Raw genomic sequence first — 10,601 nt, forward strand, 5'->3', positions numbered from 1 at the left:
AGGACGATAAAAATGGAATTGAAAACGCTGTTTAAACGTCTTGCACAAGAAACGCGTGTAAACCCTTATTTATCCTGTGAAGAACGGCAACAGACCTTGCAACAGTTAAAACAACTCCTGCAAAAAAATGCAATTGAACTCGCCCAGGCGGTGAATGAGGATTTTTCTCATCGTGCTTATCAGGAGACACTTCTTTTAGAGATTTTTCCAAGCATTAATGCAATTGATTATTGCTTAAAAAATTTAAAAAGGTGGATGAAAATTCGAAAAAAGCCGGTTTTATGGCTTTTTAAACCTGCCTCTGCTTATGTTTTTCCACAACCATTAGGCGTGATTGGTGTAATGGTTCCCTGGAATTACCCACTTTATCTTGCATTGGTACCTTTGGTTTATGCTTTAGCTGCTGGGAATCGTGTCATGATTAAAATTTCAGAGCAGACGCCCAACACAGGAGAGAGATTAGCTCGATTGTTCAACCAAGAGGGGATAGAGACTAGCTTAGTAACTATTGTTAATGGCGGCACAGAGGTTGCTAAAAAATTTGCTAATTTGCCTTTTAATCACCTTCTTTTCACAGGATCAACTGCGGTAGGTAGAGAGATAATGGCAACAGCAGCCAAGAGTTTAACTCCAGTTACGCTTGAGTTAGGAGGAAAATCACCTGTAATTATTTCTTCTTCTGTTAATCCAAATTATTTTTCCCGGCTTTTTATGGGAAAACTCTATAATGCTGGCCAGACTTGTATTGCACCCGATTATTTGTTGGTGCCCAAGGGATGGGAGGCTCGTATTGAGACCTTTTGTAAAGAGTTTATGGCCAAACATTACCCCGATTTAGAAAGCAATCCAGATTATTCTTGCATTATTTCCGCTCAACATAAGGAACGGTTACAGAGCTATATCGATGATGCTCAAGACCAAAATGGGCATATTATTCAAATTGGCAAATTTGAGAGCCAAAAGCAAAAAATGCCATTTTATATGGTATTGAATGTAAAGAATTCGATGCTGCTTATGCAGGAAGAAATTTTTGGCCCCATTCTTCCAGTTATCAGCTATGAGTCCTTTGATGAGGCAGTTGATTTTATCAATGAACGCCCCAAACCTTTGGTCATCTATTATTTTGGTGAAGATAAACAGGAAAGGAAAGCACTGGAAATAAAAACACTCTCTGGTGCTTTAACTATTAATGATACCTTAACCCATATTGCCATTGATGCGCTGCCTTTTGGTGGAATAGGGGAAAGTGGAATTGGTCATTATCATGGGCAAGAAGGGTTTGAGCGTTTTTCAAAATTAAAGCCGGTATTTTCACAACGACGTTTTGCAGCTATTACCTGGTTTTATCCACCTTATGGTAAATTGATACGCTATTTTTTAACCTGGGTAGCAGGTATGGATCTTAGGGAGAAGAAATGACGAGGGTATTATTTATAACGGGGGCAAGTCGGGGGATAGGAAGAGCCATTGCACACCGCTTTGCACGCGAAAAAGCCTGGATAGCTCTTGCTGCCAAAACGGATACTCCTCATCCGAAACTGGAAGGTACAATTCACACGGTTGCCAAAGAGGTAGAACAACTTGGTGGAAGGGCGCTACCTCTCGTTGTTGATGTACGTGATGAAGAACAAATTCAGCATGCAATAGCAGAGACTGTAGATGCCTTTGGCAAGCTGGATATTCTGGTTAATAATGCTAGTGCAATTAGTCTTAGTGATACTTTGGCAACATCAATGAAACGCTACGATCTAATGCAGGCGGTCAATGCACGGGCAACTTTTGCATGCTCTCAGGCGGCAATTCCTCATTTAAGGAAATCTGATAATCCACATATTTTAACACTATCTCCGCCGCTATCCTTGGATAAAAAATGGTTCGCACCCCATCTTGCTTATACAATAAGTAAATTTGGCATGAGTATGTGTACCTTAGGTTTGGCAGAAGAATTAAAATCTTACGGGATTGCTGTTAATTCTTTATGGCCAAAAACAACAATTGCTACCGATGCCATTCGCGTACATTTTCCTGATGCCATATTCAAAGCAAGTAGAACACCTGACATTGTTGCCGATGCCGCCTATTGGATCTTAACGCAGTCTGCCAAATTCTTGAGCGGCCATTTTTTTATTGATGAAGAAGTACTAACAAACGCTGGTATTCATGATTTTTCTGTGTATGCTATCGACCCTGCTGTTGAACCTTATCAAGATTTATTTTTATGACCATTAAAATTTATACCGATGGGGCATGCAAAGGAAACCCCGGGCCAGGTGGCTGGGGCGCTTTGCTACGTTATAATGGCCGTGAAAAAACTTTATACGGCGGGGAGACACAAACAACGAATAATCGCATGGAATTGACGGCTGCTATTAAGGCCTTGGAAGCATTAAAAAGACCTTGTGAGGTGCATCTCTATACCGATTCGCAATACCTGCGGCAAGGAATGATGGAGTGGTTAGGTCAATGGAAGAAGAATGGCTGGCGTAATTCAAGAAAAGAACCAGTTAAAAATGTTGACCTCTGGCAACAATTAGATGCCTTAGCTATGCAACATAAAATTAGGTGGCATTGGGTAAAGGGGCATGCAGGACATCCTGAGAATGAACTAGCTGATGCCTTGGCAAACCAAGCAATTGAAGAACTCCTTAATACTTAAACGGATAAAGATATGCGTCAAGTTGTTTTAGATACCGAAACAACCGGTATTGGTCATGAATTAGGCCACCGGATTATTGAAATAGGTTGCGTTGAACTACAAGACAGAAAACTGACAGGTAATCATTTTCATGTTTATCTTAATCCGCAGCGCGAAGTCGATGAGGGTGCATTTCGCGTTCATGGTATAAGTACCGAGTTTTTACAAGATAAGCCCTTATTCAAAGATATTGCTGAGGAATTCATGCACTTCGTTCAAGGTGCAGAGTTAATTATCCATAATGCTCCTTTTGATATGGGTTTTCTTAACGCTGAATTAAACTTGCTTAACTGGCCTGTGCTGCTTAAGGATTGTTGTACTGTTTGCGATACGTTAATTCTTGCACGTGAAAAGCATCCTGGCCAGCGTAATAGTTTGGATGCCTTGTGCAAACGCTACGAGATCGATAACTCCAATCGAACCCTGCATGGGGCCTTACTGGATGCAGAGATTCTAGCATCAGTCTATTTAGCCATGACAGGGGGACAAGCAAGTTTATTTGAAGAGCGTATGGAGCATGTTAATAAACCTGGAGTTGTCTTGCAGCAAATAGAGCCTTTGGTTAGCAATTCACCTGTGATTGTTGCTGACGTACATGAATTACAACGACATCAGGAATTTATCCAATTTTTAGTCAAAAAATCAAACACTAACCTTTGGGATGTTGAATAAAGTTTTGCGAATGGTTATTTTTTGAACTATATTTAATCGCAGGGTTCTCTAGTTGTAGGAAATATCATGGATGAGCACAGTCCTCGCAAATACTGGCCTCTTATTTTTGCTGGTTCTTTTCTCCTCTATAGTAGTACAGCAGCATTTGGTTATTCTCCTCGTATAGATACGGCTGATAGCAGTATGCCAAAATTACTTGTTCTTGCTAGCAATACCTTTATTTTTAATCCGCGTTCACTAACTTGGAAGGCAATCAATGAAAATGGTTCTGTAATAAGAACCGGGAGAGCCTCCGGTGGGAGGGGATATTGTCCTGATATTAGGCGCTCTTGCAGAACCCCTTCTGGAACTTATCGAATTATTAGTAAAGGAAGTGCTAGTTGTCGTTCAAGTCGCTATCCATTAGGAGGCGGCGGGGCCAAGATGCCTTATTGCATGTTTTTTAGTAAATATTATGCTATCCACGGCTCATACGATGTGCCCAACTATAATGCAAGCCACGGCTGTATTCGTGTTACACCGGGTGATGCGTATTGGTTACACCGTAATTTTATTAGAATTGGTACTAAAGTGATCGTAAAATCCTACTAAGCGGTAGACTTCTTGTCTTGCGAAACTCTACTGTATTGGAACATCGCTTGATCGACTCGGTGCTCAAGCACTCATTTACGTATTACTCAGAGGCTGAGCGCCGCTCCCATGCAGGGAGTTTCGCAAGAAGTCTGGTGAATTATTCGTCATCATCCATGCTAAACGATGAACCGCAGCCGCAAGTCGTTTTAGCATTGGGATTACGAATAACAAATTGAGAGCCCTGAATATTTTCAACATAATCAATTTCAGCTTCACTAAGATATTGGTAACTCATTGAGTCAACTAATAACTTTACTGAGGATTGACCATCTGAACAATGTTGCACAATGACTGTATCATCGTCCTGAATTGTTTCATCAAAGGTAAAACCATATTGAAAGCCCGAACAACCGCCCCCTGTAACAAAGACTCGCAAATTCAATCCAGGATTTTCTTCTTCAACAATTAAAGACGCTACTTTGTCTGCGGCGCTGACAGAGAAATAAATACCTGCCGTTTCAGCAGGGGAAGCATTCATTGTGGACATGTTGACTCCAGATTATTGATACCAATATTAAAGCAAAATTGGATATTATTATAATTGTACAATATTAACGGATAATTTGTTCTATTGTAGCACCACCCAGACACTGATTTTTCTCATAAAAGACAATATATTGTCCTGGTGTTATCGCTCGTTGCAAACTCGAAAACATCACATAGTGCTGTTTATTGCTCTCTGGAGAAACAACACAGGCTTGCTCTGGTTGGCGATAACGTGTTTTTGCATAGCAGGTTAAGGGCAATTCCACTGCATGCTCAACCAGCCAATGAATTGGGCCGCAAATAAGGCCTTGTGAATAGAGCATTGGATGATGATTACCTTGGGCAACAATTAAGGTATTGGTTTTAGTATCCTTATCGACTACATACCAAGGTTCTTCACTGGCAGTTTGCCGCCCTCCAATGCCTAACCCCTGACGTTGGCCGATTGTATAGAACATTAAACCATCATGTCGTCCCAATTGCTCGCCACTGCTACTTTTAATATCGCCTGGTTTAGCCAAAATGAATTCATTGAGAAAGGTTTTAAAACGCTTTTCACCAATAAAACAAATTCCTGTCGAATCTTTTTTGTCATGGGTGACCAAGCCCAATTGTTTAGCAAATTCTCGTACTTCCCCTTTATGATAATCTCCTACAGGAAATAAGGTCTTTGCCAGTGCGGCAGGTTCCACGGCATGTAAAAAATAAGTTTGGTCTTTTTCCCTGTCCTTAGCTTTTAAGAGTTCGCCAATGTTGTTATTTCTCCGTACTTTAGCGTAATGGCCAGTAGCTATATAATCTGCCCCCAAGGTAAGTGCATGCTGCAAAAAGGCATTAAATTTTATTTCCTTATTGCAGAGTACATCGGGATTGGGAGTTCGCCCGTGCTCATATTCATTAAGAAAATGGGCAAAGACGCGCTCCCAATATTCTTTAGAAAAATTGACACTGTGCAATGGAATGCGCAGTTGGTTGCACACGGCTTGCGCATCCTCTAAATCATTTGCTGCAGCACAATAACCATCGGAATCGTCCTGCTCCCAATTTTTCATAAAAAGACCTTCCACCTGGTATCCTTGCTCTTGCAATAACCAAGCTGCAACAGAGGAGTCAACCCCCCCCGACATGCCGACAATAACTTTGGCTTTCATAGACTATCTATATCAGTATGTATAAAAAAAATCCTATTTTACGTTATAATGTCTGATTTTAAAATTGTATTTACAGTTGTTTTTGATGAGGGACTAATTAAAGAAACAAGAATAAGGTATAATTAAGAGTTCTATAAATGATCTTGCGCTATTAAATCTACTAAGATCTTTTTTTAAAGTGAAACAGTGAAACTATGTTAATTAATTTGAAAAGCGAAGCCGCTAAAGCAGGACCTCAAAACGTTAAAATCGAATTGCAGGAAAGACTGCCAGCTTATGTTGCTGCCCCTTGTGTACTTGATTGCCAATTCAAAGTCAGTGCCGAGAAAAATTATTATTTAATAACCATGGATGTTGATTCCATTGTATCGGTGATTTGTCAACGTTGTTTAGGTGAGTTTCATCATCACTATATTAATCAGACAACCTTAGCTGTTTGCGATTCTGATGAAGTAGCCGAAAAATTAATGGAGCTTTATGAGTGTGTTGTTTCTACTAATGGTCAGCTTGAGTTAGAGGAATTATTAACTGATGAATTGCATCTTTATGTCCCGGAGTCGCACTTGGATATTGAGAATTGCGACCAAGAAATCAACCGCTTTATTCAGGTAGATAACATAATAAAATCATAAAATATCTAAGTAATACTTGGATTACCGCGAAAAAATCGGTAATATTCCGCCCCAGCGAATGCAAATTGTTTAGGAGTAATACAATGGCCGTACAACAAAATAAGAAATCACGTTCCGCACGTGATATGCGTCGTTCTCATGACGCTTTAACAGAACCCACGCTATCAGTTGATCCAACTACTGGAGAAACCCATTTGCGTCATCACGTTACACCCGATGGCTACTATCGTGGTAGAAAGGTTTTGGATACAGCTGATAGCGCATACGAAGAACAAGAGTAACTCGCTTGAAAAACATCACCATTGCTGTAGATGCGATGGGTGGGGATCATGGCTTAACAGTTGTGATTCCTGCTTGTGTTCGTGCTGCACGAAATAACCCTGATCTAAAGTTGTTGCTGGTGGGCGAACAAAATCAGGTGAATGCGCATCTTAAAAAATTCGGTATCACCAATAACAGCCAATTTTCGGTCGTTCATGCGTCTGAAATCGTCGAAATGGATGAGTTGCCTTCGCATGCAATGCGAAATAAGAAAGACTCTTCCATGCGGGTGGCTATCAATCTGGTGAAAGAAGGGCGTGCTCAAGCCTGTGTAAGTGCTGGCAATACCGGCGCTTTGATGGCTACGGCTCGTTTCGTTCTAAAAACTCTGCCAGGCATCGACAGACCAGCAATCATTGCCGAATTGCCAACAATGCATGGTAAGACTCGAGTTATTGATTTGGGCGCTAACGTCGATTCCTGTGCCGAGCATCTTTTCCAATTTGCAGTGATGGGTTCCGCTTTAATTCAGGCCGTAGATAAAAAAGCAATGCCCAAAATTGCCCTGCTAAACATTGGTGTAGAGGAAATTAAAGGAAACGATCAGGTTAAACGCACAGCCCATATGTTGGCAGAGTGTAATTTAATGAATTACGTTGGCTACGTTGAAGGTGATCAATTCTATTCTGGTGACGTTGATTTGGTAGTTTGTGACGGGTTTGTGGGTAACGTAGCGTTAAAAGCGAGCGAAGGCTTAGCAAAACTTATGCTAGCGGTACTCAAAGAGTCATTTACAAAAAGCTGGTTGAGTAAGTTGGCTGGTTTGGTTGCTTTGCCTGCTTTAGGTCATTTGAAAAAACGTATGGACCCGGCGCGATATAATGGTGCCAGCTTGCTTGGCTTGAATGGTATCGTCGTAAAAAGCCATGGTGGAGCCAGTGAACTTGCTTTTCAATATGCTATTGAAGAGGCCAAGCTACAAGTAAAAAATAATGTGGTTGATTTGGTACGTGACCAAATTACCGATTTTATCAATCAGGGTTTGTTACTATGAAAAATGCCATTATTAATGGAACAGGCAGTTACTTACCTGAACGCATACTTACTAATCAAGAATTGGAATCCAAGCTGGACACCAGCCATGAATGGATTCTGTCAAGAACAGGAATAGCCAGCAGGCATATTGCAGCGGAGCATGAAACAACCTCTTTTATGGCTTGTAGAGCTGCAGAAAAAGCAATAGCAGCTTCTGATATTGATGCCAATGAGATTGATTTAATCCTGGTAGCAACTTGCACTCCTAATCATTTTTTTCCCAGCATGGCTTGCCACGTTCAGAAAGCACTTAAGATTTCACGCCCTATACCAGCCTTTGATATCAGCGCTGCTTGTAGTGGTTTTGTGTACACAATGGACGTAGCCAAACAATATATCAGTACTGGTGCTGCAAAACATGTTTTGGTAATTGGTAGTGAAAGTATGTCACGAGCCCTTGATTGGAATGATCGTGCGACCTGTGTTCTATTTGGCGATGGTGCAGGCGCTGTCGTATTAAGTGCTAGTGATAAACCTGGAATCTTGGGAAGCACATTGCATGCCCTACATGATGAAGATGGATTGTTGACTTATCCTAATTATGCCACTGAAGATTATAAAGCGATCATTGGTATGAAAGGGAACGAAGTTTTCAAGTTGGCTGTCAATATTATGGGTGATGTTGTAGATGAAGTGCTCCAGACTTGCCATCTACAGAAATCAGATATTAATTGGCTTATCCCGCATCAAGCCAATATTCGTATTATCCAGGGTATTGCTAAAAAATTAAGTTTACCCATGTCACAAGTAATAGTAACTATTGAGAATCAGGGCAACACCTCTGCTGCATCCATTCCTTTAGCTTTGGATTACTCTATCCGGGAACAGCGTATAAGACGTGGTGACTTACTATTATTAGAATCCTTTGGTGGCGGGATGACCTGGGGTGCGATGGTTATACGTTATTAATTAAGGTTGTTTCGGAGTTCATTATTCATGATTAATTCTGCATACGTCTTTCCTGGTCAAGGCTCCCAATCAGTGGGCATGTTAGCAGACTTGGCTGGCAAGTACTCTTTGATTAAAGATGTTTTTGCTTTGGTCTCAGACAGAATGGGTTATGATTTGTGGCAATTGGTACAAGAAGGGCCGGAGTCACAATTAAACCAGACTGAACATACTCAAGTTGCGATGCTAACAGCTGATGTTGCTGTATACAGACTTTTAGAAAAGCTTGGCACAGGACAGGCTCAAATGATGGCTGGCCATAGCTTGGGAGAATATGCTGCCTTGGTTTGTGCTGATGCTATCAACCTGCCAGATGCAGCTCAATTAGTTGCCAAGCGCGGGCAACTCATGCAAGAAACTATTCCTTTAGGACAAGGGGCTATGGCCGCAATTGTAGGATTGACGGACGAACAGGTCGAAGCGCTTTGTACTCAAGTAAGCACGCAGCAACAACTAGTCACGCCTGCTAATTATAATGCTGTTGGCCAGGTAGTCATTGCCGGGCATACAGCAGCTGTTGAGCAAGCTGTAAAATTGGCTGAGACCGTTGGAGCTCGAATGGCAAAGATTATTCCAGTCAGTGTACCTTGCCACTGCCCTTTGTTAAACGATGCAGCTGAGGCTTTTGCTGACTATCTTGCTAATGTTAATTTCAAAACACCGGCTATTCCTGTTATTTCTAACGTTGATCTGAGCATTTATAAATCTCCTGAGCAGATTTGTTCTCTACTGAAAGAACAATTGTATCGTCCTGTAAGATGGGTTGAAACCATCCAATTGATGAAAAGCAAAGGCATTGAATATGTTATAGAATGCGGGCCAGGGAAAGTATTAAGCGGGTTAATAAAACGCATTGAAAGGACACTGCCAGCAGTTAGTGTGAATGACAATGCAAGTTTGGAGCAGTTTCTTAGCCAACTCACTGCGGATGAGAAATCTTATTAACGAGGATGTCGTCATGTCAAATTTACAAGGTAAAATAGCCCTGGTTACAGGCGCAAGTAGAGGGATCGGTAAGGCTATTGCCCTAACTTTGGCCAAAAAGGGAGCTTACGTTATTGGCACGGCCACTACAAATCAAGGTGCTGCTACTATTAGCGACATGTTTGTACAAGAAGGGGTGAAAGGCGAGGGGGTTAGTCTTGATGTGACAAGTAGAGAGGGAGTTGATAATCTAATGACAGAACTCTCAGATCAAGATAAATTACCATCCATTTTGGTTAATAATGCCGGTATTACCTGTGATAATTTATTGCTAAGGATGGATGACGAAGAGTGGTACAAGGTTATAGAAACGAATTTAAGTGCTATATTTCGTCTAAGTAAGGCTTGTATTAAGCCGATGTTTCGTGCGAGATGGGGTCGTATTATAAGTATTGGCTCCGTAGTTGGCTCTAGTGGTAATTCCGGGCAAACTAATTATACTGCCGCTAAATCTGGTGTGGTAGGATTTACTAAATCCCTGGCACAAGAGATTGCTAGTCGTGGTATTACGGTAAATGTTGTTGCTCCAGGTTTTATTGATACTGATATGACCAGCGCTTTACCGGATATGGTTAAAGAAGAAATGCTAAAGCGTATTCCAATGAAGCGATTGGGTAAGGCTGAAGATATTGCTGAAGTAGTTGCCTTTTTGGCTTCTGACAGCGCAAATTATATAACTGGTGAAACCATTCATGTGAATGGTGGCATGTATATGGATTAAATAGGCTTGCGTTCTTTGAATAATTGAATAAACTAGCCTGCAGGAATTTTTTAAACTAAGAGGAAATACAAGTTATGAGTACAGTTGAAGAACGAGTTCGTAAAATTGTTGTTGATCAATTGGGCGTTAAACCTGAAGAGCTAAAAAACGACGCATCCTTTGTTGATGACTTAGGTGCTGACTCACTTGATACTGTTGAACTGGTGATGGCTTTGGAAGAAGAATTTGAAACTGAAATTCCAGATGAAAAAGCTGAAAAAATCACTACGATTCAGGAAGCAATTGATTATATTGAATCAAACCTTAATAAAGAAGAAGCTTGA

At 41.0% G+C, this 10,601-nt stretch carries 14 protein-coding genes; 12 read left to right on the plus strand and 2 right to left on the minus strand.

The annotated features are described in order from the left end of the window. Positions 1-12: 12 nt before the first annotated feature. The 5 genes from DYC89_RS07970 to DYC89_RS07990 all read left to right on the plus strand — a co-directional run bounded on the left by DYC89_RS07970 (position 13) and on the right by DYC89_RS07990 (position 3,958). Positions 13-1,419 (plus strand): coniferyl aldehyde dehydrogenase, encoded by a 1,407-nt coding sequence (locus DYC89_RS07970; protein ID WP_115221307.1) that lies wholly within the window; start codon positions 13-15, stop codon positions 1,417-1,419. Then, positions 1,416-2,222: an SDR family oxidoreductase gene (locus tag DYC89_RS07975; protein WP_115221308.1), complete on the plus strand. Its 807-nt coding sequence runs from the start codon at positions 1,416-1,418 to the stop codon at positions 2,220-2,222. Before DYC89_RS07970 ends, DYC89_RS07975 begins: the two co-directional genes overlap by 4 nt. After that, a complete protein-coding gene (gene rnhA, locus DYC89_RS07980) occupies positions 2,219-2,656 on the plus strand; it encodes a ribonuclease HI (RefSeq protein WP_115221309.1) in 438 nt (145 codons plus the stop codon). Before DYC89_RS07975 ends, rnhA begins: the two co-directional genes overlap by 4 nt. Positions 2,657-2,668: 12 nt before the next feature. Beyond that, positions 2,669-3,367 carry a DNA polymerase III subunit epsilon gene (gene dnaQ / locus DYC89_RS07985; protein ID WP_115221310.1) on the plus strand — a complete coding sequence of 233 codons (699 nt, stop codon included), beginning with the start codon at positions 2,669-2,671 and terminating at the stop codon, positions 3,365-3,367. A 66-nt stretch (positions 3,368-3,433) separates the two neighbouring features. Next, entirely contained in the window at positions 3,434-3,958 is a 525-nt protein-coding gene (locus DYC89_RS07990) for a L,D-transpeptidase (RefSeq protein WP_115221311.1), read from the plus strand. A 139-nt stretch (positions 3,959-4,097) separates the two neighbouring features. On the opposite strand, the gene erpA is transcribed toward DYC89_RS07990, so the two are convergent. Beyond that, on the minus strand, positions 4,098-4,487 hold the full coding sequence (gene erpA, locus DYC89_RS07995; protein ID WP_115221312.1) for an iron-sulfur cluster insertion protein ErpA: 390 nt from the start codon (positions 4,485-4,487) through the stop codon (positions 4,098-4,100). Between the two features lie 64 nt (positions 4,488-4,551). Then, complete coding sequence (gene mnmA / locus DYC89_RS08000; RefSeq protein WP_115221313.1) at positions 4,552-5,637, minus strand: tRNA 2-thiouridine(34) synthase MnmA; 1,086 nt, start codon at positions 5,635-5,637, stop codon at positions 4,552-4,554. 194 nt (positions 5,638-5,831) lie between these two features. Here mnmA and DYC89_RS08005 point away from each other — a divergent pair, with 194 nt between their 5' ends. From DYC89_RS08005 to acpP, 7 genes are all read left to right on the plus strand, one after another. Beyond that, the gene (locus DYC89_RS08005) at positions 5,832-6,269 is read left to right on the plus strand and encodes a metal-binding protein (RefSeq protein ID WP_115221314.1); all 438 of its coding nucleotides are present in this window, start codon (positions 5,832-5,834) and stop codon (positions 6,267-6,269) included. Positions 6,270-6,352: 83 nt separating this feature from the next. After that, positions 6,353-6,550 (plus strand): 50S ribosomal protein L32, encoded by a 198-nt coding sequence (rpmF, locus tag DYC89_RS08010; RefSeq protein ID WP_115221315.1) that lies wholly within the window; start codon positions 6,353-6,355, stop codon positions 6,548-6,550. Between the two features lie 5 nt (positions 6,551-6,555). Then, entirely contained in the window at positions 6,556-7,584 is a 1,029-nt protein-coding gene (plsX, locus tag DYC89_RS08015; RefSeq protein ID WP_115221316.1) for a phosphate acyltransferase PlsX, read from the plus strand. After that, a complete protein-coding gene (locus DYC89_RS08020; protein ID WP_115221317.1) occupies positions 7,581-8,534 on the plus strand; it encodes a beta-ketoacyl-ACP synthase III in 954 nt (317 codons plus the stop codon). Before plsX ends, DYC89_RS08020 begins: the two co-directional genes overlap by 4 nt. 27 nt (positions 8,535-8,561) lie before the next feature. Then, entirely contained in the window at positions 8,562-9,518 is a 957-nt protein-coding gene (gene fabD / locus DYC89_RS08025) for an ACP S-malonyltransferase (protein ID WP_115221318.1), read from the plus strand. 13 nt (positions 9,519-9,531) lie between these two features. Continuing rightward, positions 9,532-10,278 (plus strand): 3-oxoacyl-ACP reductase FabG, encoded by a 747-nt coding sequence (gene fabG / locus DYC89_RS08030; RefSeq protein ID WP_115222695.1) that lies wholly within the window; start codon positions 9,532-9,534, stop codon positions 10,276-10,278. A gap of 74 nt (positions 10,279-10,352) precedes the next feature. Further along, positions 10,353-10,601, plus strand: coding sequence for an acyl carrier protein (gene acpP, locus DYC89_RS08035; RefSeq protein WP_058443967.1), 249 nt, complete (start codon positions 10,353-10,355; stop codon positions 10,599-10,601).

It is taken from the genome of Legionella donaldsonii, assembly GCF_900452385.1.
Taxonomy (GTDB): domain Bacteria; phylum Pseudomonadota; class Gammaproteobacteria; order Legionellales; family Legionellaceae; genus Tatlockia; species Tatlockia donaldsonii.

Excerpts from the sequence above, each read along its gene's own strand:
- DYC89_RS07970 (WP_115221307.1), top strand. The coding sequence starts at position 13 with ATGGAATTGAAAACGCTGTTTAAACGTCTTGCACAAGAAACGCGTGTA.
- DYC89_RS07975 (WP_115221308.1), top strand. The coding sequence starts at position 1,416 with ATGACGAGGGTATTATTTATAACGGGGGCAAGTCGGGGGATAGGAAGA.
- rnhA (WP_115221309.1), top strand. The coding sequence starts at position 2,219 with ATGACCATTAAAATTTATACCGATGGGGCATGCAAAGGAAACCCCGGG.
- dnaQ (WP_115221310.1), top strand. The coding sequence starts at position 2,669 with ATGCGTCAAGTTGTTTTAGATACCGAAACAACCGGTATTGGTCATGAA.
- DYC89_RS07990 (WP_115221311.1), top strand. The coding sequence starts at position 3,434 with ATGGATGAGCACAGTCCTCGCAAATACTGGCCTCTTATTTTTGCTGGT.
- erpA (WP_115221312.1), bottom strand. The coding sequence starts at position 4,487 with ATGTCCACAATGAATGCTTCCCCTGCTGAAACGGCAGGTATTTATTTC.
- mnmA (WP_115221313.1), bottom strand. The coding sequence starts at position 5,637 with ATGAAAGCCAAAGTTATTGTCGGCATGTCGGGGGGGGTTGACTCCTCT.
- DYC89_RS08005 (WP_115221314.1), top strand. The coding sequence starts at position 5,832 with ATGTTAATTAATTTGAAAAGCGAAGCCGCTAAAGCAGGACCTCAAAAC.
- rpmF (WP_115221315.1), top strand. The coding sequence starts at position 6,353 with ATGGCCGTACAACAAAATAAGAAATCACGTTCCGCACGTGATATGCGT.
- DYC89_RS08020 (WP_115221317.1), top strand. The coding sequence starts at position 7,581 with ATGAAAAATGCCATTATTAATGGAACAGGCAGTTACTTACCTGAACGC.
- fabD (WP_115221318.1), top strand. The coding sequence starts at position 8,562 with ATGATTAATTCTGCATACGTCTTTCCTGGTCAAGGCTCCCAATCAGTG.
- fabG (WP_115222695.1), top strand. The coding sequence starts at position 9,532 with ATGTCAAATTTACAAGGTAAAATAGCCCTGGTTACAGGCGCAAGTAGA.
- acpP (WP_058443967.1), top strand. The coding sequence starts at position 10,353 with ATGAGTACAGTTGAAGAACGAGTTCGTAAAATTGTTGTTGATCAATTG.